This is a genomic window from Streptomyces sp. NBC_01515 (genome assembly GCF_045040345.1).
Taxonomy (GTDB): domain Bacteria; phylum Actinomycetota; class Actinomycetes; order Streptomycetales; family Streptomycetaceae; genus Streptomyces.
In genome coordinates this window covers 7,745,062-7,767,935 of sequence record NZ_CP109416.1, presented here as the reverse complement: position 1 = coordinate 7,767,935, position 22,874 = coordinate 7,745,062, and the positions used below count along the sequence as shown (strand labels likewise).

Annotated in this window: 23 protein-coding genes and 1 riboswitch; of the genes, 12 read left to right on the top strand and 11 right to left on the bottom strand. The window is 70.8% G+C overall.

The window, feature by feature from the left end:
• Positions 1–22: 22 nt before the first annotated feature.
• From OG407_RS35235 to OG407_RS35225, 3 genes are all read right to left on the bottom strand, one after another.
• A complete protein-coding gene (locus tag OG407_RS35235) occupies positions 23–811 on the bottom strand; it encodes an enhanced serine sensitivity protein SseB C-terminal domain-containing protein (RefSeq protein WP_328678906.1) in 789 nt (262 codons plus the stop codon).
• A gap of 149 nt (positions 812–960) precedes the next feature.
• Positions 961–1,746 (bottom strand): enhanced serine sensitivity protein SseB, encoded by a 786-nt coding sequence (locus OG407_RS35230; RefSeq protein ID WP_405863513.1) that lies wholly within the window; start codon positions 1,744–1,746, stop codon positions 961–963.
• 64 nt (positions 1,747–1,810) lie between these two features.
• Positions 1,811–2,494, bottom strand: a complete 684-nt coding sequence (locus OG407_RS35225) for an AAA family ATPase (protein WP_405868784.1) — start codon at positions 2,492–2,494, stop codon at positions 1,811–1,813.
• A 149-nt stretch (positions 2,495–2,643) separates the two neighbouring features.
• A riboswitch (glycine riboswitch) is annotated at positions 2,644–2,742 on the top strand.
• 144 nt (positions 2,743–2,886) lie between these two features.
• On the opposite strand from OG407_RS35225, the gene gcvT reads away from it, so the two are divergent.
• The 4 genes from gcvT (at position 2,887) to OG407_RS35205 (ending at position 7,274) form a co-directional block, all read left to right on the top strand.
• Positions 2,887–4,029, top strand: a complete 1,143-nt coding sequence (gene gcvT, locus OG407_RS35220; RefSeq protein WP_405863511.1) for a glycine cleavage system aminomethyltransferase GcvT — start codon at positions 2,887–2,889, stop codon at positions 4,027–4,029.
• Between the two features lie 111 nt (positions 4,030–4,140).
• On the top strand, positions 4,141–4,518 hold the full coding sequence (gcvH, locus tag OG407_RS35215) for a glycine cleavage system protein GcvH (RefSeq protein WP_019058529.1): 378 nt from the start codon (positions 4,141–4,143) through the stop codon (positions 4,516–4,518).
• Positions 4,519–4,533: 15 nt separating this feature from the next.
• A complete protein-coding gene (gene glyA, locus OG407_RS35210) occupies positions 4,534–5,793 on the top strand; it encodes a serine hydroxymethyltransferase (RefSeq protein WP_405863509.1) in 1,260 nt (419 codons plus the stop codon).
• 113 nt (positions 5,794–5,906) lie between these two features.
• The gene (locus tag OG407_RS35205; RefSeq protein ID WP_405863507.1) at positions 5,907–7,274 is read left to right on the top strand and encodes an L-serine ammonia-lyase; all 1,368 of its coding nucleotides are present in this window, start codon (positions 5,907–5,909) and stop codon (positions 7,272–7,274) included.
• 36 nt (positions 7,275–7,310) lie between these two features.
• Here the strand turns inward: OG407_RS35205 and OG407_RS35200 are convergent, their stop codons facing one another.
• The 3 genes from OG407_RS35200 to OG407_RS35190 are packed head-to-tail and all read right to left on the bottom strand — an operon-like array spanning position 7,311 to position 10,095.
• Positions 7,311–8,117: a polysaccharide deacetylase family protein gene (locus OG407_RS35200; RefSeq protein WP_405863505.1), complete on the bottom strand. Its 807-nt coding sequence runs from the start codon at positions 8,115–8,117 to the stop codon at positions 7,311–7,313.
• 53 nt (positions 8,118–8,170) lie between these two features.
• On the bottom strand, positions 8,171–9,184 hold the full coding sequence (locus tag OG407_RS35195) for an ABC transporter permease (RefSeq protein WP_405863503.1): 1,014 nt from the start codon (positions 9,182–9,184) through the stop codon (positions 8,171–8,173).
• Positions 9,181–10,095: an ABC transporter ATP-binding protein gene (locus OG407_RS35190; RefSeq protein ID WP_405863501.1), complete on the bottom strand. Its 915-nt coding sequence runs from the start codon at positions 10,093–10,095 to the stop codon at positions 9,181–9,183. The genes OG407_RS35195 and OG407_RS35190 overlap by 4 nt, the downstream gene beginning before the upstream one ends.
• A gap of 187 nt (positions 10,096–10,282) precedes the next feature.
• Here OG407_RS35190 and OG407_RS35185 point away from each other — a divergent pair, with 187 nt between their 5' ends.
• From OG407_RS35185 to OG407_RS35160, 6 genes are all read left to right on the top strand, one after another.
• Positions 10,283–11,527, top strand: a complete 1,245-nt coding sequence (locus OG407_RS35185) for a sensor histidine kinase (protein ID WP_405863498.1) — start codon at positions 10,283–10,285, stop codon at positions 11,525–11,527.
• Positions 11,524–12,189 carry a response regulator transcription factor gene (locus OG407_RS35180; protein ID WP_365306787.1) on the top strand — a complete coding sequence of 222 codons (666 nt, stop codon included), beginning with the start codon at positions 11,524–11,526 and terminating at the stop codon, positions 12,187–12,189. Before OG407_RS35185 ends, OG407_RS35180 begins: the two co-directional genes overlap by 4 nt.
• Before the next feature lie 133 nt (positions 12,190–12,322).
• A complete protein-coding gene (locus OG407_RS35175) occupies positions 12,323–12,472 on the top strand; it encodes a hypothetical protein (RefSeq protein ID WP_405863494.1) in 150 nt (49 codons plus the stop codon).
• Positions 12,473–12,795: 323 nt separating this feature from the next.
• Positions 12,796–13,227, top strand: a complete 432-nt coding sequence (locus OG407_RS35170) for an STAS domain-containing protein (RefSeq protein ID WP_405863492.1) — start codon at positions 12,796–12,798, stop codon at positions 13,225–13,227.
• A 97-nt stretch (positions 13,228–13,324) separates the two neighbouring features.
• On the top strand, positions 13,325–14,089 hold the full coding sequence (locus OG407_RS35165) for an ANTAR domain-containing protein (protein ID WP_405863490.1): 765 nt from the start codon (positions 13,325–13,327) through the stop codon (positions 14,087–14,089).
• A gap of 106 nt (positions 14,090–14,195) precedes the next feature.
• Positions 14,196–14,912: a GAF and ANTAR domain-containing protein gene (locus tag OG407_RS35160; protein ID WP_329349346.1), complete on the top strand. Its 717-nt coding sequence runs from the start codon at positions 14,196–14,198 to the stop codon at positions 14,910–14,912.
• Between the two features lie 75 nt (positions 14,913–14,987).
• Here OG407_RS35160 and OG407_RS35155 read toward each other — a convergent pair whose 3' ends face one another.
• The 3 genes from OG407_RS35155 to OG407_RS35145 form a co-directional block, all read right to left on the bottom strand.
• Positions 14,988–16,085, bottom strand: a complete 1,098-nt coding sequence (locus OG407_RS35155; protein ID WP_405863488.1) for a bifunctional class I SAM-dependent methyltransferase/NUDIX hydrolase — start codon at positions 16,083–16,085, stop codon at positions 14,988–14,990.
• Positions 16,086–16,113: 28 nt separating this feature from the next.
• Positions 16,114–18,015, bottom strand: coding sequence for an ATP-binding cassette domain-containing protein (locus tag OG407_RS35150; protein ID WP_405863486.1), 1,902 nt, complete (start codon positions 18,013–18,015; stop codon positions 16,114–16,116).
• Between the two features lie 194 nt (positions 18,016–18,209).
• The gene (locus OG407_RS35145) at positions 18,210–18,623 is read right to left on the bottom strand and encodes a hypothetical protein (protein WP_405863484.1); all 414 of its coding nucleotides are present in this window, start codon (positions 18,621–18,623) and stop codon (positions 18,210–18,212) included.
• A gap of 81 nt (positions 18,624–18,704) precedes the next feature.
• Here OG407_RS35145 and OG407_RS35140 point away from each other — a divergent pair, with 81 nt between their 5' ends.
• Positions 18,705–19,916 (top strand): N(5)-(carboxyethyl)ornithine synthase, encoded by a 1,212-nt coding sequence (locus OG407_RS35140; protein ID WP_405863482.1) that lies wholly within the window; start codon positions 18,705–18,707, stop codon positions 19,914–19,916.
• Here the strand turns inward: OG407_RS35140 and OG407_RS35135 are convergent.
• Complete coding sequence (locus OG407_RS35135; protein WP_019060897.1) at positions 19,913–20,200, bottom strand: hypothetical protein; 288 nt, start codon at positions 20,198–20,200, stop codon at positions 19,913–19,915. The genes OG407_RS35140 and OG407_RS35135 overlap by 4 nt on opposite strands.
• Before the next feature lie 53 nt (positions 20,201–20,253).
• Entirely contained in the window at positions 20,254–20,610 is a 357-nt protein-coding gene (locus OG407_RS35130; RefSeq protein WP_403587081.1) for a PRC-barrel domain-containing protein, read from the bottom strand.
• Positions 20,611–21,827: 1,217 nt separating this feature from the next.
• Between OG407_RS35130 and OG407_RS35125 the strand changes: the two genes are divergently transcribed.
• A complete protein-coding gene (locus OG407_RS35125; protein WP_405863479.1) occupies positions 21,828–22,868 on the top strand; it encodes a phosphatidylinositol-specific phospholipase C domain-containing protein in 1,041 nt (346 codons plus the stop codon).
• The last annotated feature ends 6 nt before the right edge of the window (positions 22,869–22,874 follow it).

Sequence of the window (22,874 nt, the reverse complement as noted above, 5' to 3'; positions counted from 1 at the left end):
GCTGAGAAGAGGACTCGCGGGTTCAGTATCCACCACGGACGGGCGGGTATCCGTACCCACCCGCCTGGGCGGGCGCCGCGTGGGCCTCGCGGTCGTAGAACGGGCGGGCGTTGGCCCGCAGCCAGAGCGCGACCGGGTCGTACTCGTCGGACATCGCCACGGTCGAGACCGGCAGCCCGTCGGGGACCGCGCCGATCGACTGCTGCATCATGCCGCGCACCGAGTCCACGGCGGGCGGACTGGTGTCGTAGACGTCCAGGCCGATCGCGAGATACGGCGCTCCGAGCGCGGGCTGGACCCAGGCGCGGCGCAGTGCGCGGACCGCCGGGGTGCGGTGGGCGTTCTGCGTGAGCGTGGCGTAGAACTGCGGGATCTCGATGCCCGGTTCCGACAGCCGCAGGGGCCCGGCCGGCTGGCGCTCCAGGCCGGTGGCGATCCGGCGGAGATCCAGCCAGGGGATGCCGACGCCGCCGCCGGGGGCGTGCGGGTTGAGCCAGAGGCCGAAGTGGTCGGGGTAGAGGGTGCGGGCGACATCCAGGCCGTCGACCACCTCGTAGGAGCGGTTCCAGCCGCTCGCCGACAGTTCCTGGGCGGAGGTGACACAGGGGGCGTAGCCGTACTTGTCGACCTGCATGTTTCCGTACTGGGCGTCCGGGGAGCCGGACTGGCCGTGCCACAGGAGCATCCAGATCTGACCGGAGTGGGGGGTCGCGAGGGCGCGCAGGAGCGCCTCGTAGGCGTCGTAGCGCCCGGGCGTCACCTGGCGCAGCATGTGCTCGACCTGGCCGGTCGCGGTGCCGCTGGCGCTCACGTGTACCGCCCCTTCTGCTTGGTTGCCCTGAGTTGGCCTGCGTTTGGAAACAGCTTAAGCGCCCAAGGGGTGGGGGCCCGTGGTGCGTTCGCGAGTGCCGGTCGAGTGTGGCTGGTCGCGCCGTGCCCCGCGCCCCTAAAGGGACGCTCTCAGTGACCCTGTGTATAGAAAGGACGTACCGTCTGGCGCATCCAGTCCGCCACCGGGTCCTGCGTTACGTCCAACAAGACCAAGTTGACCTGCCACTGGACCGTGACCTGGCCCAGCGCCCGCGCCAACGCCTCCATCGGGGCCGCTCTCAAGTCGCCGTCCCAGTTGGTGAGTTCTACGCCCACGAACATGACCGGGGCGGCCGTCTCGATCGAGGCCAGGCAGCGGCGGGCCGAGCCGACCACGCCGAGCGCCGCGAACTCGGCGGAGGCGGCGGCGAGGAAGTCGACCGGGTCGTCCTGCCAGTCGGGTTCGAAGAGGCGGACGCGACCGCCACTGGTGGGGCCGTCGAGGGCGGTGCGGCCGATGCGGCACAGCTCGGCCACCGCGAGGGGCGGGAGCGGGACGCCGACCATGCCGCCCGGGTTCACCGCGATGCCGACCTGCGGGGGCAGCCCGCGGGCGAACTCCACCGCCGGCGCGATCGTGAACGACAGATGCGAGCCGACGACCTGCCGGAACTGCTCCTCGGAGCTGAAGACCGGGACGAACGCCTGCCCCTCGATGTCCAGCGTCGGCAGGTCAAGGGGGCCGCTCTGCGGGCCGCCGCCGCTGGGGAGCGGGACCCAGACGAAGCTGCGGCCGAGCACCTCGACGATCCGGCCGCCGGCCGAGGGCATGCCGAGGGACGCGGAGAGCACCTCCTCCAGCTCGTTGCCCGGCCATCCGCCGTGCGGATGCGGGTGGGGGTACGCCTGACCGGGGAAGTCCGCCGGGAAGTCCATCTACCTACCGCCTGCTGGTGAAACCGCCTGCTGTAACCCTGCTGTGGCTGAAAAGGCTAGCGGCTCAGTCCGCGAAGTCGATCCGGCGCAGCACGTCCGCCGCGTCCCGGTCCAGGAGGACCGCCGAGTCGACGCCCCGGGGCAGATCACCGCGCTCCACCGCGCGCAGGAGCCGGGCGGCGGCCCTGCGGTGGCGCAGGAACGCGTACCGCGAGACCCCGCGCCCTCGCTCGCGCTGGCCGCCGAGCGCGGTGTCCGGGCTGACGTCGAGGAACACCAGGTGCAGCGCGCCGCCCCGGCGCCCGGCGGCGCGGGCCAGCCAGCCGCGCACCCAGGTCTGCGTACCGCAGTCGTGCACGACGGCTCCGGACGCGGAACGCAGCGCGCGGTGCAGTCCGGCGTAGTGGGCGAGGCGGACCAGGGGGCGGTAGACCGCGTAGGGCAGGACTCCGGCCATGTGGGCGTCCCAGCGGTCCCGGGTGTCCTGGCTGTCGACGCGGACGCCGTCGCCGCCCGCCACCGCGCGCCGCATCAGCGTGGACTTGCCGCTGCCGGGCAGGCCGGTGACCACGACCAGGTCGCGGGGGCCGAAGCGGAGTCCGTACGGGCTGTGCCCGCCGCGCTCGCGGAGATCGCGGACGGTCGGTACCGGGCGGGCCGGGCATGCCTCCCTGGCCGGGGCCGAGGGCTGCTCGGGCAGCGCTACGGCCGAGGTCGTGGCGTACACCGTGGTCCTTGTCACCGTGATCGTCCTCCCTGCGGGGTCAGGAAAGGTTCTCCCCACTGAACGTAAAGAGAAGGTAATGCACGGTGCCTCGCGGTTCCGTTCGCGTCCGGCCACAGGCCTGTTACAAAGCCTGTGCGATGATGTGCCCGCCTAACTGCATACCGGCCGCTTGAATCCGCGCGGGAGAGTCCCCAGCCAGCTGTTGCCGGGGCGCCGAAGGAGCAAGTCCCTCCCTTGAATCTCTCAGGCCCCGTTACCGCGCGGGCGAGGCACATCTGAAAAGCGGACCGCCGGCGACGGTGGTCCCACCCAAGGTGCAACCCATGTTCCGCGTGCGGTCATGGCGAACCTCTCAGGTCCCGATGACAGATGGGGAGGAACGACCTCGCCGTCATGCCTTGGGAGACCGACCGATGAGCAGTACCGCCACCCCTGAGAAGCGCCGCACCGCGCTCGACGCGCTGCACCGCTCGCTCGGTGCGACGATGACCGACTTCGCCGGCTGGGACATGCCGCTGCGCTACGGCTCGGAGCGCGACGAGCACCTCGCCGTCCGCACGAAGGCCGGCCTCTTCGACCTCTCCCACATGGGCGAGATCACGGTCACCGGACCGGACGCGGCCGCACTCCTCAACTACGCACTCGTCGGCAACATCGCCTCCGTGGGCGTGGGCCGCGCCCGCTACACCATGATCTGCCGGGCCGACGGCGGCATCCTGGACGACCTGATCGTCTACCGGCTGGCGGACACCGAGGCTGCATCTTCTACCTACATGGTGGTCGCCAACGCCTCCAACGCGCAGGTGGTGTTGGACGCGCTCACCGAGCGGGCCGCGGGCTTCGACGCCGTCGTCCGCGACGACCGTGACGCGTACGCGCTGCTCGCCGTCCAAGGTCCCGAGTCCCCCGGCATCCTCAAGTCGCTCACCGACGCCGACCTCGACGGCCTGAAGTACTACGCCGGTCTGCCCGGCACGGTCGCGGGCGTCCCCGCGCTGATCGCCCGCACCGGGTACACCGGCGAGGACGGCTTCGAGCTGTTCGTCTCCCCCGGTGACGCGGAGAAGCTGTGGCTCGCGCTGACCGAGGCCGGGGCGCCGGTCGGGCTGATCCCGTGCGGCCTGTCCTGCCGCGACACCCTGCGCCTGGAGGCCGGGATGCCGCTGTACGGGCACGAGTTGTCGACCTCCCTCACCCCCTTCGACGCCGGGCTCGGCCGGGTCGTGAAGTTCGAGAAGGACGGCGACTTCGTCGGGCGTACGGCCCTGGAGGCCGCCGCCGAGCGGGCCGCCTCGCAGCCGCCGCGCGTCCTCGTCGGGCTCGTCGCCGAGGGCCGCCGGGTCCCGCGCGCCGGGTACCCCGTCGTCGCCGACGGCCAGGTGATCGGCGAGGTCACCTCCGGCGCCCCCTCCCCCACGCTGGGCAGGCCCATCGCCATGGCCTACGTCGACGCCGCGCACGCGGCGCCGGGCACGGCCGGTGTCGGCGTGGACATCCGGGGCAGTCACGAGCCGTACGAAGTCGTGGCGCTGCCGTTCTACAAGCGCGAGAAGTGACAGTCGTCGTAGCGTCACGTCTGTGACCCGGGGCGGATCGCCCCTGTCCGCCGATGTCCTCCGTAGTCCCCCATTCATCAGCACTCCCCCGCGTACAGGAGAATTCAGGCCATGAGCAACCCCCAGCAGCTGCGCTACAGCAAGGAGCACGAGTGGCTGTCGGTCGCCGAGGACGGCGTCTCGACGGTCGGCATCACCGAGTTCGCGGCCAACGCGCTCGGCGATGTCGTCTACGCCCAGCTCCCCGACGTCGGCTCCACGGTGACCGCGGGCGAGTCCTGCGGTGAGCTGGAGTCGACGAAGTCGGTGTCCGACCTGTACTCGCCCGTCGGCGGCGAGGTCACCGAGATCAACGAGGACGTCGTGAACGACCCTTCGCTGGTGAACTCGGCCCCCTTTGAGGGGGGTTGGCTCTTCAAGGTGCGTGTCGCGGAGGAGCCGGGCGACCTGCTCTCCGCCGACGAGTACACCGCGTTTTCCGCCGGCTGAGGAGTCGTACACCTGATGTCTGTTCTGAACACGCCCCTGCACGAGCTCGACCCGGACATCGCCGCGGCCGTCGACGCCGAGCTGCGCCGGCAGCAGTCCACGCTGGAGATGATCGCCTCGGAGAACTTCGCTCCGGTCGCGGTCATGGAGGCGCAGGGCTCGGTCCTCACCAACAAGTACGCCGAGGGGTACCCGGGCCGTCGTTACTACGGCGGCTGCGAGTACGTCGACGTGGCCGAGCAGATCGCGATCGACCGGGTCAAGGAGCTGTTCGGCGCCGAGTACGCGAACGTGCAGCCGCACTCGGGCGCCTCCGCGAACCAGGCCGCGCTGTTCGCGCTGGCCAAGCCCGGCGACACCATCCTCGGCCTGGACCTGGCGCACGGCGGCCACCTGACCCACGGGATGCGGCTGAACTTCTCCGGCAAGCAGTTCAACGTGGTCGCGTACCACGTGGACCCGACGACCGGTCTGGTCGACATGGCCGAGCTGGAGAAGCTCGCCAAGGAGCACCGCCCGAAGGTGATCATCGCGGGCTGGTCGGCGTACCCGCGCCAGCTGGACTTCGCCGAGTTCCGCCGGATCGCGGACGAGGTCGAGGCCTTCCTGTGGGTCGACATGGCGCACTTCGCGGGCCTGGTCGCGGCGGGGCTGCACCCGAACCCCGTCCCGTACGCGGATGTCGTCACGTCCACGACCCACAAGACGCTGGGCGGCCCGCGCGGCGGGATCATCCTGGCGAAGAAGGAGTTCGCGAAGAAGCTGAACTCCTCCGTCTTCCCGGGCTTCCAGGGCGGTCCGCTGGAGCACGTGATCGCCGCGAAGGCCGTCTCCTTCAAGGTCGCGGCGGGCGAGGACTTCAAGGAGCGGCAGCGGCGTACCGTGGAGGGTGCGCGGCTGCTGGCCGAGCGCCTGGTGCGGGACGACGTGAAGGCCGTAGGGGTCGACGTCCTGTCCGGTGGTACGGACGTGCACCTGGTCCTGGTCGACCTGCGCACCTCCGAACTGGACGGTCAGCAGGCCGAGGACCGGCTCCACGAGGTCGGCATCACGGTCAACCGGAACGCCGTCCCGAACGACCCCCGGCCCCCGATGGTCACCTCGGGCCTGCGCATCGGCACCCCGGCACTGGCGACCCGCGGCTTCACGGCCGAGGACTTCGCCGAGGTCGCGGACGTCATCGCGGAGACGCTCAAGCCGTCGTACGACGTGGAGGGTCTGAAGGCCCGCGTGACCGCGCTGGCGGAGAAGTACCCGCTGTATCCCGGGCTGTAGTTCGGCCCACCGGGCGGCAGTCGCCGTCGGGGACACCGGCGCACACTGGGAGGTGCGCGCCGGTGTCCCACCCCTTGCACCACCCCGCACGTCTTGCGTTCTGAGGAGTCACCGTGGCCATCTCGGTCTTCGACCTGTTCTCGATCGGCATCGGCCCGTCCAGCTCCCACACGGTCGGCCCGATGCGGGCGGCCCGCATGTTCGCGCTCCGGCTGCGCAACGAGGACCTCCTGGACTCCGTCGCCTCCGTCCGCACCGAGCTGTACGGCTCCCTCGGCGCGACCGGCCACGGGCACGGCACCCCGAAGGCGGTGCTGCTCGGCCTGGAGGGCGAGTCGCCGCGCACGGTGGACGTGGGGAAGGCGGACGAACGGGTCGAGCAGATAAAGGAGGCAGGCCGCATCCGCCTCCTGGGCGAGCACGAGATCCCGTTCTCCTACGACTCCGACCTGAAGCTGCACCGCCGGAAAACCCTGCCGTACCACGCGAACGGCATGACGCTGTGGGCGTACGACGCGGCGGGCGAGGAGCTGTTGTCGAAGACGTACTACTCGGTGGGCGGCGGTTTCGTCGTCGACGAGGATGCGGTCGGCGCCGACCGCATCAAGCTGGACGACACGGTCCTCAAGTACCCGTTCCGTACGGGCGACGAGCTGCTGCGCCTCACCCAGGAGACCGGCCTGTCGATCTCCGCGCTGATGCTGGAGAACGAGCGCGCCTGGCGCACGGAGGACGAGATCCGGGCCGGGCTGCTGGAGATCTGGCGCGTGATGCAGGCGTGCGTGTCGCGGGGCATGTCGCGGGAGGGCATCCTGCCGGGCGGCCTCCGGGTCCGCCGCAGGGCCGCCATGTCGGCACGCCAACTCCGGGCGGAGGGCGACCCGTTGGCGCACGCGATGGAGTGGATCACGCTCTACGCGATGGCGGTGAACGAGGAGAACGCGGCGGGCGGGCGCGTGGTGACGGCCCCGACGAACGGCGCCGCCGGCATCATCCCGGCCGTCCTGCACTACTACATCAACTTCGTGCCGGGCGCCGACGAGGAGGGCGTGGTCCGCTTCATGCTCTCCGCCGGCGCCATCGGCATGCTCTTCAAGGAGAACGCCTCCATCTCCGGCGCCGAGGTCGGCTGCCAGGGCGAGGTGGGGTCGGCCTGCTCGATGGCGGCGGGCGCGTTGGCGGAAGTGCTCGGCGGTTCCCCGGAACAGGTCGAGAACGCGGCCGAGATCGGCATGGAACACAACCTCGGCCTCACCTGCGACCCCGTCGGCGGCCTCGTCCAGATCCCCTGCATCGAACGCAACGGCATGGCCGCGGTGAAGGCGGTCACCGCGGCGCGGATGGCCATGCGGGGGGACGGGTCGCACAAGGTGTCCCTCGACAAGGTCATCAAGACGATGAAGGAGACGGGGGCGGATATGAGTGTCAAGTACAAGGAGACCGCCCGGGGTGGGCTGGCTGTGAACATCATCGAGTGCTGAAGCGCGTCTTCAGGGCGGGTCCTCAGGGGCGGGTGTTCAGGGGCGATAGACCATCCCCGGCCGGGGCCTGGCCGGGGCGAGGAGTTCGGACACCGTGACGATGGTGTAGCCGCGCTGCTGGAGGGCCTTGATGATGCCCGGTACCGCGGGGACCGTGCCCTTGTGGAGGTCGTGGAGCAGGATGATGCCGTCGCGGTGGGTCCGGTCGAGGACACGTCGGGTGATCAGGGCCGAGTCGGTTGTTTCGTAGTCCTTGGCCGTTACGCTCCACAACACCTGCGCCAGGCCCAACTCGCGGCATATCTTGGCCACTTGACGGTTGGTGCGGCCCTGGGGCGGGCGCATCAGGACCGGCTTGGTGCCGGTGATCCGCTCGATGGCGTCTTGTGTGCGGGTCAGCTCCCGGCGGGCGTCGGCCGCGTCGATCTGGGTCAACACCCTGTGGTTCCAGGTGTGGTTGCCGATCTCGTGGCCCTCGTTCGCGATGCGGCGGATGATCTCCGGGTACTTCGCGATGTGGCCCTTGCCCTGGAGGAAGAACGTCGCGTGGAGATGGTCCCGCTCAAGGATGTCCAGGAGACGGGGAGTTGTGGGACTCGGGCCGCCGTCGAAGGTGAGGGCCACGCACTTCGCCTTGCGGCAGTCGACGGTTCCGGCCGCCACCGGTCCCGTTGCCTTGTTCCGGGCGGCGCGGGGTGAGGTGTGGTCGTACGTCGTGACCGTCAACGCCAGTGTCAGTGTCACGGCGAGAGCAGTGGTCGTGGCCGCCGCGAGGGCGATGAGCAGGCGGGATCGGAATCGGGATCGGCGTATGCGGCTGCTACTCAGCCTGTAAAAGGGCATGGGGTACCTCAACCTCGAACGCGGGAAAGGGTGTTGGGGGTGTGGGTGACGGGTCAGGCCGAGCGGTGGCGGATCCACCAGACGCACAGCCCCGCGAGCCCCGCCGCCAGCAGCAGACACAGGCCCGTCTCCGCCCACTGCAACGGCCACAGGTGGGACGACGGATGGAACTCCGCCCAGCGGCCCGTTCTGCCGTGCTGGGCAAGGCAGTTGGTGTAGTCGTCGGTCGCGTAGCAGCTCGGCAGGTCCGGTACGTGGCGCCCGGTCGCGTCGGTCGCACCCTCGGAGAGCACCCAGGCGTTCGACGGGGCTGCCGTGCCGGTCGGGTGCTGGACCGTGGCCAGGGTGGTGGGCAGCAGATACCCGCGGACCGACTCCAGCAGATACATCACCGCCGCGCTCACGGCCACCGTCGCGCCCATCGCCAGGACCGTGCGGCGCAGGATCAGACCCGCGGTCACGCCGATGAGCAGGGAGAGCACGGACAGGCCGACCACGACCGGGCCGATGCCGTCGTACGGGTACCACTGCCACCAGGGGAACCAGCCGCCCAACAGGGAGCCCGCCGGCCGCCACCACCAGGTCATCGCGGCGGCGATCGTGCCGCTGATCAGGGTCGTCAGGACGACGGGGACCAGCAACTTGGCCGCGAACCAACGTAGTTGAGTGACGGACTGCGTGCACACGGTGCGGTACGTGCCGGACTCCAGCTCCTGTGCCAGTTGGGGGCCGCCGAGGAAGATGCCGAAGACCAACGGCAGCGCGAGCATGGCCTGGAGGGGTCTGCGCAGCGGGAACTGGTACGCCTGCGCAAAGGAGTTGAGCTTGTGGGAGCAGTCGCCGGCCGGGACGGTGGTGCCCCGGCAGGCGTCCAGATGCCCCTGCGCGATGGCGGTCGTCATCTCCTGGTGGCGCCCGATCGCGTACGCCGCCACGGCGAGCGCGACACCGATCCCGATCCAGAACGCCAGCCGGTTCTGCCGCCAGACCAGCCAGGTCAGGCCCCGTAGCCGAAGTATCGAACTGAGCGGTGCCGAGGGGCGGTTGACGGTCAGGACCCCGCTCATACGGTCACCTCGCGCCGCGCGCCGACCCGTGCCGTGGGCGTGATCAGCGGGGTTACGTCGTCCGTCCGGAGGTGGGCCAGCAGGAGGTCCTCCAGGGTCGGGAGGGCCGGGGAGTTCTCCGCCGGGAGCGGGCCCCTCGGGCGGATCAGTGCCGTCGTACGACCGCCCGTGCTGCGGGTCTCCACGGTCACCTGGCCGGGGAGTCTCGCCAGCCGGGCCGCGTGGGCATCGGGGGCGGAGACGGTGCGGTGGGCAGCGATGAGTTCGGCAACGTCGCCGGCGAGTCTGACGGTGCCGTTGTCGATCAGGACCAGGAAGTCGCAGGCGCCCTCCAGTTCGGAGACCAGGTGGGAGGACATCACGACGGTCGAACCGTGCTGGGCGGCCTCGGACATGAGCAGGTCCGTCATCCGGCGCCGGACCAGCGGGTCCAGGTCGGCCATCGGTTCGTCGAGGAGCAGCAGCCGGGGGCGTTTCCCCAGGGCCAGCGCGAAGGCCACGCGGGTGCGCTGGCCGCCGGACAGGGTGCCGACCCGGGCGTCCATCGGGATGTTGCCGGCGGCGACGATGCGTTCGGCGGTCTCCTGGTGCCAGGCCGGGTTCAGCTCGCGGCCGATACGCAGCGTGTCGGAGACCCGGAAGCGCGGATAGAGCGCCTTCTCCTGGCCGAGGAACGCGGTGTGCTGCCGGGCCTCGGCGGACCGGGCCGGGTGTCCGCCCAGCCGGATGGTGCCGGTGCTCGGTTCCAGCAGACCGGCGGCCAGCGAGAGCAGGGTCGTCTTGCCGGCGCCGTTCGGGCCGACCAGCGCGCAGACACGGCCGGCCGGCAGCCGGAACGAGCAGTCCCGCAGCGCCCAGCCACGCCGGTAGCGCCTGCCGAGGCCGACCACCTCCAGCGCCGGATCAGTCATTCTTCTTCACGGCTTTCTTCATGGCCGAGCCTTCCGTCAAGGCGATGTGCGACTCCCGGAACGCTAGGAGCGGCGGGCCATGGGTGGCTTCGGCGCAAAGTCGGTGCTCCGGCCTCGGCGTACGACCAAAGTCTCTAGACCAAAGTCTGTACGGCGTCCGGCGGCGGTCGCTCTACATTTGTGGCTTGTGAGCGGTTACCGGCGTGAGAAGACCATCGACCTGGGCCTTGTGGTGCTGGCCCTGGTGCTGTCGGCTGCCCTCTCGCTGGTGCAGGTCAGGGGGGATCTGGCACTGAGCCCGGGACTGGGGTCCGGTAGCCGGCCGTTCGACCGGCTGGTCTTCTCGTCGCCGCTGCTGCTCAGGTTCGCCTGGGCGGTGAACCCGATCTGCCTGGTCGCCGTCGGGGCGCTGTGGTGGCGCAGGCGCTGGCCGACCGCCGTCGCCGTCGTGACGGTCCTCGCCGCGACCGTCACGCCGGCCATGGTGCCCCTGATCGTGGCGCTCTTCACCGTCGCCGTCCTCAGGCCACCGCGCACGATCCTGACCGTCGCCCTGCTGGCACTGCTGCCGATCCCCGTCCACTTCCTGAGCAGTCCCTACGTCTCCGGGGTGCCGATCGCCAACGCGGTGATCCTGGGTGTCCTGATCGCCGCCGCGGTCGGCTGGGGCCTGTTCGTCCGTTCCCTGAGCGAACGCACCGAACGGGCCGAGGCGGAGGCGGTGTTGCGAGCCCAGCGGGCTCAGCGCGAGGCTCGGGAGGACATCGCGCGGGAGATGCACGATGTGCTGGCCCACCGGCTGTCGCTGCTGAGCGTCCACGCGGGGGCGCTGGAGTTCAATGCCGGGGCGTCCGCGCAGGAGACCACGCGGGCCGCCGCCGTGATCCGGGAGAGCTCGCACCAGGCGCTGGAGGATCTGCAGGTGGTGCTGGAGGTGTTGCGGTCGCCGGCCGGGGGTCCGGCCGCGGACGGCGTCACCGGAACCCGGCGGCCCGCGCAGACCGGGCTCGCCGAGGTGTCCGAGCTGGTCAGGGAGTCGCGGGACGCGGGCATGAAGGTCGACCTCGACATGGGCGGCGTCGGACCGAGCAGCGGTGACGATGGCGGTCCTGCGGGTATCGCCGGGCTCGCCGCCTACCGGTTCGTGCAGGAAGGGCTGACGAACGCCAGGAAGCACGCCCCCGGTACGCCGGTCAGGATCACGGTGTCGGGCGGCCCCGGCGACGGGCTCATCCTGGAGCTGACCAACCCGGCCGATCCCGTCCATCCCGCCCTTCCGGCCGGACGAGGTGGGCCGCGCGACGGCGTCCCGGGTTCCGGGCAGGGTTTGATCGGCCTCGCGGAGCGCGTCGCGCTGGCGGGCGGCCGGTTCAGCCACGGCAGGGACGGAGCGGAATACGCGCTTCGGGCCTGGCTACCCTGGCCCGCATGATCCGTGTGCTGCTCGTCGACGACGACCCGCTGGTCCGCTCAGGACTCCGCCTCATGCTCAGCGGCGCCGACGACATCGAGGTCGTGGCCGAGGCGGCGGACGGCGGCGAGGTGCCCGCCCTGGTCGACGAGCACGCCCCCGACCTGGTGCTGATGGACATCCGGATGCCCGGCGTGGACGGCCTGAAGGCGACCGAGCTGCTGCGGGCCCGGCCCGGCGCACCGGCCGTCGTGATGCTGACGACCTTCAAGGACGACGAGCAGGTCCTCGGTGCGCTGCGTGCGGGCGCGGCCGGTTTCCTGCTCAAGCACACCCCGCCCGCCGAGATCGTCGCGGCCGTGCGCCGGGTGAAGGCGGGCGAGCCGGTGCTCTCCCCCGCGGTCACCGAGCAGCTCATCGCCCGGGTCACCCAGGGCGGCGATACGACAGGCCCGCGCCGACCGGAGACCGCCGAGGCCCGTATCCGCCTCGACCGGCTGGGCGACCGGGAACGCGAGGTCGCCGTGGCCGTCGGCCGGGGCAGGACCAACGCGGAGATCGCGGCCGAGCTGTACATGAGCGTGGCCACAGTCAAGGCCCACGTCTCCCACATCCTCACCAAGCTGGAACACACCAACCGGGTCCAGATCGCCCTGACCGTGCACTACGCGGGACTGGTCTGACCCGCGACGGACGCGACGGACCCTGCTTGGAGCCCCTGATCGGCCCCAACTCCCCCGATGCGGCAGCGCGTTACCGAGACCGCTCCCCCGCCGCACACCCCCGACGCGGCACCGTGCCCTTCCGCCCGCGTCGGTGGCCCAGCCGCCGGCCGGACGCGCTCCCGCCGGTGCGCCCGATCTCCAGGCGCTCGGGGTCGCCCTGCTGCACCACTGCGCGGCCGACCTGAACCACCTCGCCTCGTTCCTGCCCGAACTCCGCGAGGCGTTCGACGGAACACCGTGAGCAGCGCCAACCACCCACCGCCGAGCACCAGTTACCGCGATCTGAGCATCTACTCCGACTCCAACTCCGACAGCCGTCAGTACTTCCCTGTGAGAACCGCCCACGCGCCGCCACGAGGACTATGCTGCTGTACGGACGTCCCAGACCCCGGCGGCTCGTCGTAGCTCGGTACAGATGCTCGACACAGATGGTCGCGGGGAGCGGATTCTTCGTCCGTCACCCGGCGCATCCCCGTACGCCCCCCTGTCGGCAGCGCGCCCTCGGTGCCGGAACTCCCGTCGCCACCACGCCCGTTGCCGGATGGTCCCCCGAACCGAGGCGTCATGCCCCGTACGCAGCTCACCGTCTACCGCCATGACCGAAGGAAACGGGCACTGATCACCCTGGTCGGCGAGATCGACCTGGAATCGGCCCCCCTGGTGCGCACGGCACTGGTCCAGTGCCTGCGCGACGGCATCCGTACCCTCGACATCGACCTCACCCCCGTCTCCTTCTGCGACTGCAGCGGCCTCAACGTCTTCCTCCACGTGGCACAGAAGGCCGCCGAAGTCGGAGCCACCCTGCGCCTGCACCACCCGCCACCGACACTCGGCCTGATCCTCGACCTCACCGGCGCCCAATTCCTGCTCCTCGGCGTGCCGTTGGGATGCCTGTTGGCCCCCGTCGACGGCGACCCGGACCCTGCCGCCGCCGCCCACACCCCGCCGCACCCAACCCTTCCCCTCGCCTCCCTGCTCTCGGGCGACGCACGGTGACCGCCCGGCCGGGGCGGGTCCGGCCCCCTCCCGCGAGGAGCCCAACGGCCGTACAGCTGACGGGACTTGGGGACGGCCTCCGGACGCGGTGGCTCGAATGAGGGCCGGCAGTCGGTCGGCCCGGATCCAGGTGCTGGTCGCCGAGCAGGCGGCGCGGCGTGGTGAACGGGCCGGTGTGGTGGACGTGTGCACCGCCGCCGTGGCCGCGCTCCCGGTCGGCGGGGCGGGGCTGTCCGCGATGTCCCGCACCTCGGCGAGCCATCCGCTGTGCAGCACCGACGACATCAGCGAGCAACTGGAGGAACTGCAGCTGACGTTGGGCGAGGGCCCCTGCGTGGACGCGTTCCTGGACGGTTCGGCCGTCCTGACGCCGGACCTCCTCACCGGCCGACTCCAGGACCGCTGGGCGGTGTTCGCGGACGCGGCCCTGGAAGTCGGGGCACGCGCCGTCTTCGCCCTCCCCCTGCAAGTGGGCGCGATCAGCCCGGGAGTCCTGGACCTGTACGCCGACGTGCCGACCGTACTGGACGCCGAACAGCTCGCCGACGCCCTCGCGTTCGCCGATCTCGCGACACTGCTCCTGCTCGACGCCCGGATCGACGGAGCGGGCGGCCCGCCCGGCCAACAGGCCCCGGCCGAACGGGACTTCGGGGACCTGGACGGATACCGCGCGGAGATCGACCAGGCCACCGGCATCCTCACCGTCCAGCTCGGCATCGGCATCGACGAGGCCTTCGTACGACTGCGTGCGCACGCCTATATGCGGGGGCGCCGGCTCGCCGACGTGGCCGCGGACGTGGTGGCCCACCGGCTCCGATTCTCCCCGCACGCCGAGCCGGACCAGGACGACGAGGACACCTGACGTATCGGCTGGCGCACAGACGGACGGCTCGTCGACGGCGGCCGGCGGACGTGCCGCACTTCCCGCCCCCTCCCGGCGGGACCCGGTCCCCAACGAAGGTGACACGATGAATCAGCAGCTCCTGGCCAAAACCTTCGTCGAACTGGCGGACAACCTGGTCGCCGACTTCGATCTGATCGACTTCCTGCGCCTGCTCACCGACCGCTGCGTGGGCATGCTCGGAGCCGACGCGGCGGGCGTGCTGCTCGCGGACCGCGACGGCGAACTGCGCGTGATGGCGGCCTCCGACGAACAGGTCCGCCTCCTGGAGCTCTTCCAGCTTCAGAACGACGAGGGCCCCTGCCTGGAGTGCTTCCGCTCCGGCACCCCCGTGATCGTCCCCGATCTGACCCGGGAGGCCGAGCGCTGGCCGCGCTTCGTCACGACGGCCCACCGCAGCGGTTTCACCGCCGTTCAGGCGCTGCCGATGCGGCTGCGGGACGAGGTCGTCGGCGCCCTCAACCTCTTCCGGGCCGCCCCCGGTCCGTTCGACCCGGCGGCCACGCTGATCGCCCAGGCCCTGGCCGACGTAGCGACCATCAGCCTGCTCCAGCAGCGCTCCAGTCACCTCAGCACGATCCTCAACGAGCAACTGCAGACCGCCCTGAACAGCCGCGTCCTGATCGAGCAGGCCAAGGGCAAGCTCGCCGAACGCCTCGGCATCGACATGGAGCGCGCCTTCACCACCCTGCGCGGCTACGCCCGCGCGCACAACCGGCGCCTGTCGGAGGTGGCCCGCGCCTTCGTGGACGACTCCGAGCCGCTGCCCGGGCTGGGGGTCTGACGGGGAGACGAGCGGCGCCCTCCACCGTTTCCTCGCGCGTGTCCTTCACGGCGGCGGGTCCGGTGGGAGCACTCCTTACGCAGGAGCCGGAGCCGCAGCCGCGGCCGGAGTGACCGGGTACCGGTGGACCGGTGGCAGGCCGGGCAGCAACCCCGGCCAGACCGTGTCGATGACATGCGCGCTCGGCGTGAACAGCGGCTGCGGCAGGGTGGGCAGGTCGGCGACCTCGTGCCACTCCCAGCGGTGGATCAACTGCGGTTCGGTGACGGTCGGTTGACCGGTCCAGGCGGTGACGCGGACGGCGCCCGTCAGCCGGGGCATGCCGTGCGTGGAGTCCATGAGGAGGGCCAGCAGCCGCGCGCCTCCCGGGATCGGGTCGGCCTTCAGACCGGTCTCCTCCTCCAACTCCCGTACGCCCGCCTCCAGAAAGCCCTCGCCGGCGTCGTTCTTGCCACCCGGCAACTCCCAGACCCCGCGCACCGACCAGCCCAGCAGGATCCGCCCCGCCGAGTCGGTCACGACGACACCGGCACCGGTGAGGGCATGCGGCGAGGGCCGCTTCTTGCCCGCGCAGGTGACGGCCGCGGGGGCCGGATCACGCAGGACGACGAACGCGAGCCCGTCGGCGTCGTACCGCTCGGCCACCGCCCAACTCCCGCCCAGCGCACGGATCTCCTCGTCGTCGAGGGCGATGGAACGCCTGCCGTCGGCCTCCCCCTCCCCCTCCCCCTCCTCCGCAATGGGCGTGATGACACACACGACACCCCCCGGTCGCAGCCGCTCCCGCAGCCGGTTCATCACCCGGGTGCGGTCGTGGACGAAGGCCCAGCCGAGGCGGAAGGTGATCAGGTCGTAGGCGGGATGGGGCAGGGCGTCGAGGCTGTCGCGTTCGATGTCGAGCAGGTGGTAGTTCACCGCCGAGGTGGGGGTGGCGGAGAGCTGGCCTTCGGCACGGGCGCGCGCGAGGGCGGCGGGCGCGAAGTCGACGGCGTCGACCTCGTACCCCGACTCGGCCAGATGGCGGGCGAGTTCACCCAGCCCGCACCCGACGTCCAGGGCGTGTCCGCCACTCTCGGGGGCCGGGGCGTGCTCGGCGAGGAGCGCGCGTTCGGAGTCGCGGAGCGGGCTGAAGGTGTTGCCGTCGGCGTAGTGCGCGTCCCATGCGTCGGTCACGGGGTTCTCCCTGCGAGGTGGTGATCGGTCAGCGGTCGTTGGACAGGGCCAGGAGTTCCGCGAACAGGCCGCCGCCATGGGCGAGTTCGTCGTACGTACCCTGTTCGGCGATGCGGCCATGCCGCATGACCACGACCCGGTCGGCGATCTTCGTGTTGACCAGTTGGTGGGTGACGACGATCGTCATGCGGCGGGCGGCGATCGCCTTGATCTGTTCGAGGATGGCGTGTTCGCCGCGGGCGTCCATCTGACTGGTCGGCTCGTCCAGGATCAGCAGGTCCGGCTGCCGGTACAGGGCCCGCGCACACGCCAGCCGCTGCCACTGCCCACCGGACAGTTCGGTACCGCCCCACAACTCGCGGGCCAGCAACGTGTCCAGCCCGTAAGGGAGTTCGTCCACCGCCTCCCGCAGCCCTACGGCGTCCAGCGCCTCCCACACCAGCATGTCGTCCCCGGTGCGGGGCTGGCCGAGGGTGACGTTGTCGCGGACGTTGAGGGGCCACTGGGCGAAATTCTGCGGCACCAGACCCGACAACCCCCACAGTTCGTCCGGGGCGAGACCCGCGAGGTCGCGCCCGTTCCAGCTGACCGTGCCCTCGTCGGCGAGGAAGATGCCCGCGAGGAGCCGGGTCAGGGTGGACTTCCCGGAGCCGTTCTCGCCGACCACCGCGAGGATCTCCCCGCGCCGCACGGTCAGCGAGACCCCGGCCACCGCCGGGATCTCCTTGCCCGGGTAGCAGTAGACGGCCTCGTCGAGCCGGATCTCCTCCACCGGCGTCCCCGGCCCCAACTGCCCCCGTTTCGGGGCGCGTTCGTCGGCGAAGGCGAGGAAGCCCTCCAGGTCGGCGAGGTAGAGGGCGGTGTGGAACATCGCGGCGCCGTAGATGACGAGTTGGCCGAGTGCGGCGAGGGTGGTCTGGACGGCGACGACCGCCGTGGCGGCGATGGCGGGTTCGACGCGTCCGGTGGCGGCCAGCCAGGCGAGCGCGGCCCAGGTCCCGATGAGGAAGACCCCGCCGATCGCCGAACTGGCCAGCACGATCCGCAGCATGCGCGGCGCCACGTCCAGCACCCGGCGGTCGATGCGTTCGGAGATCGTCCGGTGCCAGAACCCCAGGTAGGGGACCATCCCGTTGGCGCGGATCTCGTCGGAGAACTTCGGGCTGGTGACCCAACCCCGCATGTTCTGGCGGACGTTGCGGTCACCGACGTTGGCGTAGTGCGTCTCGTACTGGACCTTCGCGTGCAGGATCGCGCCCACGCCGGCGGGCACGACCGCGAGCAGCAACAGGGGCAGCATCAGCGGGTGCAGCAAGGACAGCACCCCGCTCGCGCTGACCATCCGGACCACGGCGGCGGTGAAACGCGTGGCGTCCTGCACCATCACATGGCCCCGGATCACCCCCATCTCCGCGGCCTCCTGCCGGTCGGCGAAACCGTCCTCGGCGCGCGCGGCGGCCTCCACCCGGCACACCGCCTCGACGAGGGAACTGTCCGCCGCCGTGGTCAGCCGCGGGGTGATCCGCCCGTCCGCGTACGAGGACAGCGCGCTCGCGACCCGGCCGACCGCCGCCGCGACGGCGATGACCAGCAGCGCGGGCAACGCCTGATGCAGCCGGTCGCTCACGGGCCCGGCGGCCAACACCGAGCGCATCGCCCGCGCGGTGGACAGCAGCAGCACCACGGCGGCGGCGCCGACGGCCAGTTGGCAGCCGGCCAGCAGCAGCACGGCGGCCCGGTCGATGGCCCACGCCATCCGCGCGGTCTGCGCCAGCACGGAGGGCAGTCGTGCGCACAGCTTCCCGAACTCGGCCTCGGCCAACGGGTTCTGGGCAGGCCGGCCCGCGTAGCGGATCTCGGCGGGTTGCGGTGGCGGCACACGCGAGGCGGTCCCGGCCGACGGGGTCCGGCCGGCCGTCCCGGCGCTCATCGGGCCGCCCCCTCGGCACGGCGGGGCATCAACCGACGCTCTGGTAAGTGGTGTTGGCGGTGAGTCATACGGCAGCCTCCCCCGAGGGCCCCCGCACTAGCCGCCCGACCACCTGCTGCCACGCGGGTGCTGCCCCAGGGGCCGCTGGGGCGTGTGGTCACGACACCGTGTTCGAGTGGCCGTACAGCGGGCCGTCACCCGACCGAGGGATCGCCGGACAGCGCTGAACCGTCCCGGTGGCGCGGGAGATTGACCACCGGGACGGTGAATCGGGCGGGCTCTTCGGCCGCGCGGTGCGGTCGGGCCGGGGCGCCGACCGGGAGGTCCGACGCGTCGTCGGGGCGTACCTCGCCGTCCTCGTCGACGTCCGGGGGGATCGTCGACAGGGCGCTGGAGCGGAGGTCCTTCGTGCGGAGCATCGTGAAGCCGATGACCGCGGCGACGAAACCGAGGATCACGCCGGCCATGACCAGGGTCGAACCGCCCAGCGGGAACCGGAAGGGGACCTTGCGCGGGGTGGGGTCGGCGGGGGTGCTCGCGGCCTGGACCGATGGAATCCAGCCCTTCGGGGACTGGAGTACCGTGGCATTACCGAGCGCACCTCGCACGCCGTCAGCCGTTTCGGCGTCGCCCTCGGGGAACGGCAACGCCGGAGCGCTTCGTGTCCGGCCGGAAATGAGCCGCCCCACATGAGCCTGATGAGTCTCGGAGTACTGCACTCCTCCCGCAAGGAGAACGAGTTCCGGCTGCCGCTGCACCCTCGGCACCTGGACCGGATCGACCCGGACCTACGGGAGCGGATCTTCCTCGAAGAGGGCTACGGCGAACGGTTCGGCATCGCCGACGACGCGCTGCGGCCCCTCGTCGGCGGCCTCCGTTCGCGTGAGCGACTGGTCGCGGAGTGCGACATCATGCTGCTGCCCAAGCCCATGCACGAGGACCTCGCCGAGCTGCGCGAGGGCCAGGTGCTGTGGGGCTGGCCGCACTGTGTGCAGGACGAGAAGACGACGCAGATCGGCATCGACCGCCGGCTGACCCTGATCGCCTGGGAGGCCATGAACCACTGGACCTCCACGGGCGCCTTCAGCGTCCACGTGTTCCACAAGAACAACGAGCTGGCCGGCTACTGCTCGGTGCTGCACGCCCTGCAGCTCGGCGGGCTGACCGGGAGCTACGGCCGCCGGCTGCGTGCCGTGGTCATAAGCTTCGGCGCCACCGCCCGCGGCGCGGTCACGGGGCTGGGTGCGATGGGTGTCTCCGACGTCACGGTGCTCACGCAGCGCGCGGCGGCGGCCGTTGCGTCGCCGATGCCGTCGGTCGTGATGGGGCACTTCCAGGAACGGGAGGACGACCCCACCCGCCTGGAGGCCGTCACCGGGCTCGGGCCGGTGCCGCTCGCGCAGTATCTGGCCGGGTTCGACATCGTCGTCAACTGCGTTCTGCAGGACACCGACGCGCCGCTCATGTTCGTCAACAACGAGGAACTCGCGCTGTTCCAGCCGGGGACCTTCTTCATCGACGTGGCCTGCGACGAGGGCATGGGCTTCGCCTGGGCCCGGCCGAGCGGCTTCGGCGACCCGATGGCCACGGTCGGACCGGGCTGCCACTACTACGCCGTGGACCACAGCCCGTCCCACCTGTGGAACTCCGCGACGTGGGAGATCAGCGAGGCGCTCCTGCCGTATCTGCGTACGGTCATGAGCGGACCGACCGCCTGGGACGACGACGTCACGGTACGGAAGGCCATCGAGATCCGGGACGGAGTCGTCCAGAACCCGAAGATCCTCTCCTTCCAGCACCGGTCGGCCGCCTACCCGCACAGCCCCGAGGCACGACGGCCCGGAGGTCATGAGGTGAGGCGGCCTGACGGCAAGCCGGTTGACGGCCCGGTGGTGGTCTAGCTCCGGTTGACACCGGTGGCCACCGCGTGGCCGATGAAGAGATAGACGAGGGCGGGCAGGCCGTAGTTGACGACAGTGCGCCAGTCCGCCGAGTGGATGGTGAACAGGTTGTGCGACCAGCCCGATAGCCAGTCGGCCGCGTTGTGGACCCAGTCGACCGAGTTGTTCGCGGTGTTGGCGTCGAACAGATAGAGAGCGATCCACAGGATCAGGATCAGTGCCGCGATGTCCGCGATGACGGAGATAACCGTCCCCGCGGGGCTTCCGCCGTAGCGTCTGGACATGTTCAACGGATGGCCCGGAACGCCGAGTTGAAACCTCTCGGCGTCCGGTGCCGTCAACGCCGGGCCAGTTGGCGCTCGCCGCCGGCACCCGGCTGGTACGGCAGCCCGTAGTGCTTGAAGATCCCTTCCTCCTGCTCGGCGGGCAGCACGTCGTCCGTACCGATCGAAGGGGCCTGCTTCACCAGAGCCTTGGGATACCCGACCTTCACGTAGTCCGGCCCCACGATCGCGTCGTCCAACGGCACGAAGATCAGCCGATGCCGCGTGGGCAACCCGATCCGAACCGTCGCCATGGCCGGCTCATCGGTCGCGGTGTCCACGTACACGGCCTCCAGCACGCCGATCTTGTGCGCCTCCGCATCCACGACGTCCCGCTCCCGCCACTCCCGAACATCGGCTGCGTGAATCATGGCCTTCTCCTTCGGACGGCTCGTCCAACAGCGGGGTCCAGAGCGCCAGGGCCAGAGCCAGGGCCGGTTCGACCAGCGTAGTCCCCACCGCGGGACGCGGACAGTGATCGGGGACGGCGGCCGGTTGCGGATGGCCACCGGACGCCTGTTCGGGAGGTGTGGAGAGGGCTAGCGTGTGGCCTACGGCCCCAGCCCCCGGCAGCGTCGACCCTCGCTCGCTCTCCCGCGTTCCTCGGGGGCGCATCTCGCGCATCGGTGCCGGATCGCCACGCGGCATCGACGCGCTCCGCGCGGGCGCCTTTCCGCCGCCCGCCGCCTCGCTCGCGTTTCACGACAGGCGGACACATGTACGCGCTGATCGTTCCGGCTTCGACCCCCTTCGTCCTGCTCGCCACCGTCCTGGGCCTGTCCTGGTGGGAGGACCGCATCCTGCCGACACCGGCCCCGGCGCCGGCCCCGCTCCCCCAACTCCTCAGCGCCGACGCCCCGTTGACCGATTCTCCGTCTACCGTGAACTCACCCGCCGCCCACCCGGAAAGTGACGCTCCATCACCCGTGCCACCCCGCCCCCGGCAAGGGACAACGTGACCTGGGCGACCGCGTCCAGCCCACTCGGGTGAGCGTGGGCGCCGGCGTACGGCATGCCCGCCCGGGCCGGCATCGGGAGGCCGTTGGGCATGCCGCCGAAGGCCATCGTCTGAGCGAGGCGAGCGGGTTGCCGCCCTGAGTCTGTACGGGGTGCGTCGCGGCGGTCCAGGGCGCGCCCACGCCGAACGTCAGCAGCACGGCCAGCGCGTTCGGCGCGAGCTGCAGCACCCCGCCGGCCACGGTCCCGCCCACCGGCCACCGCCCCGACGAACGTCACCAACGCCGTCGGTACGACGACCAGGACCAGGAGGTTGCGGACGACGGCCGAGAGACTCGGCACCCGCACCCCACCGCTCGCCCCGGCGCCCTGCCCTCCGCCATGGCCGTACCGGCCGACTCGGGGTGACGGAAGTCGAATCCGAGGGCGAACTCCACACCAGGACGAGCCATCGCACGGGAATGTGATTCCCATCACGAAGAATGCAACATGCGGGAAAAGATAACGCCCCTCCCCCACCCGCGCGGAAGCCCATGTTCCCCCAGGGGCTACCGGGCAGTAACCGCTTCGCCCTACGCTGCTGCCGCCACCAAGGCTCCAACTAGGCCACGGCGAAGGGGACTTGACACTCATGAAGACGATAAGACGGCTGGCGGCGCTGCTGGGCACCGTCGCCCTGCTGCTGACGGGGGCCGCGGGCAACGCCCATGCGGCGACGGCGAAGTTCTCCGAGACGACGACGATCGGGACGCACAACGCGTACGAGAAGGACAAGTACACGTACTGGGCGCAGGCGTTGGACTCCGGGGCCTCGCTGCTCGAACTCGACGTCTACGTCGACAGTTTGAGCAAGCGGTGGCGGGTCAGCCACAGCGACCTGTTCTCCAACGACAACAACTGCGAGTACGCGAGCACCCCCGCCGACCTGTACAGCAAGGACCGCAACCAGGACCTCGGCAGTTGCCTGGACAACATGGCCGCCTGGAACACCCTGCACCCGGACCACGCTCCCATCATCATCAAGGTGGAGATGAAGGTGGGCTTCAACCAGACCATCGGCCTCGGCCCGACCGCCTTCGACACCCTGGTCTCGCAGAAGCTCGGCAGCAGCGTCTACAAGCCGTCCGACCTGCTCGGCTCCTCCTACTCCACGCTCGACGCGGCGGCCCAGGCGAACGCGTGGCCCTCACGTGACGCCCTCAAGGGCAAGTTCATCTTCGAACTGATCCCCGGCACGGTCGAGCAGGCCAACCCGTTCGACCACTACTGGACGGACCAGGAGTACGGCGACCATCTCCGCGACCTGTACGCGGCCGGCACGATCGCCCAGGCGCAGGCCTTCCCGGCGGTGCTGGGCGCGGCCAACGGCGATCCCAGGGCGACCCGTTGGACGTCGGACACGTCCATCCGCCCGTGGTTCGTCTTCTTCGACGGTGACGCGGCGACCTACGTCAACAACGCCTACGACACGTCGTTCTACTCCACGAACCACTACATCCTGATCATGACGGACGCGTACGCGGTGGCCCCGGCGATCTCCTCAACGGCCCCCACGGACGACGAAGTCGCCGCCAAATTGGCACTCTTGGCAGCGGACCACGCAAGCGTGATCACTTCTGACTGGTCGTCGAAATCGGCGTCGGTCCTGTCCTCGGCAGCCACCAGAAGCTGAGGTTCC

What these genes read in the sequence shown, in the direction of transcription:
- OG407_RS35230 (WP_405863513.1), bottom strand. Translation starts at nt 1,746, where the DNA reads ATGGACTTCCCGGCGGACTTCCCCGGTCAGGCGTACCCCCACCCGCAT.
- gcvT (WP_405863511.1), top strand. Translation starts at nt 2,887, where the DNA reads ATGAGCAGTACCGCCACCCCTGAGAAGCGCCGCACCGCGCTCGACGCG.
- OG407_RS35160 (WP_329349346.1), top strand. Translation starts at nt 14,196, where the DNA reads ATGAATCAGCAGCTCCTGGCCAAAACCTTCGTCGAACTGGCGGACAAC.
- OG407_RS35150 (WP_405863486.1), bottom strand. Translation starts at nt 18,015, where the DNA reads ATGAGCGCCGGGACGGCCGGCCGGACCCCGTCGGCCGGGACCGCCTCG.
- OG407_RS35200 (WP_405863505.1), bottom strand. Translation starts at nt 8,117, where the DNA reads ATGCCCTTTTACAGGCTGAGTAGCAGCCGCATACGCCGATCCCGATTC.
- OG407_RS35195 (WP_405863503.1), bottom strand. Translation starts at nt 9,184, where the DNA reads ATGAGCGGGGTCCTGACCGTCAACCGCCCCTCGGCACCGCTCAGTTCG.
- gcvH (WP_019058529.1), top strand. Translation starts at nt 4,141, where the DNA reads ATGAGCAACCCCCAGCAGCTGCGCTACAGCAAGGAGCACGAGTGGCTG.
- glyA (WP_405863509.1), top strand. Translation starts at nt 4,534, where the DNA reads ATGTCTGTTCTGAACACGCCCCTGCACGAGCTCGACCCGGACATCGCC.
- OG407_RS35130 (WP_403587081.1), bottom strand. Translation starts at nt 20,610, where the DNA reads ATGATTCACGCAGCCGATGTTCGGGAGTGGCGGGAGCGGGACGTCGTG.
- OG407_RS35140 (WP_405863482.1), top strand. Translation starts at nt 18,705, where the DNA reads ATGAGCCTGATGAGTCTCGGAGTACTGCACTCCTCCCGCAAGGAGAAC.
- OG407_RS35125 (WP_405863479.1), top strand. Translation starts at nt 21,828, where the DNA reads ATGAAGACGATAAGACGGCTGGCGGCGCTGCTGGGCACCGTCGCCCTG.
- OG407_RS35165 (WP_405863490.1), top strand. Translation starts at nt 13,325, where the DNA reads ATGAGGGCCGGCAGTCGGTCGGCCCGGATCCAGGTGCTGGTCGCCGAG.
- OG407_RS35190 (WP_405863501.1), bottom strand. Translation starts at nt 10,095, where the DNA reads ATGACTGATCCGGCGCTGGAGGTGGTCGGCCTCGGCAGGCGCTACCGG.
- OG407_RS35170 (WP_405863492.1), top strand. Translation starts at nt 12,796, where the DNA reads ATGCCCCGTACGCAGCTCACCGTCTACCGCCATGACCGAAGGAAACGG.
- OG407_RS35135 (WP_019060897.1), bottom strand. Translation starts at nt 20,200, where the DNA reads ATGTCCAGACGCTACGGCGGAAGCCCCGCGGGGACGGTTATCTCCGTC.
- OG407_RS35180 (WP_365306787.1), top strand. Translation starts at nt 11,524, where the DNA reads ATGATCCGTGTGCTGCTCGTCGACGACGACCCGCTGGTCCGCTCAGGA.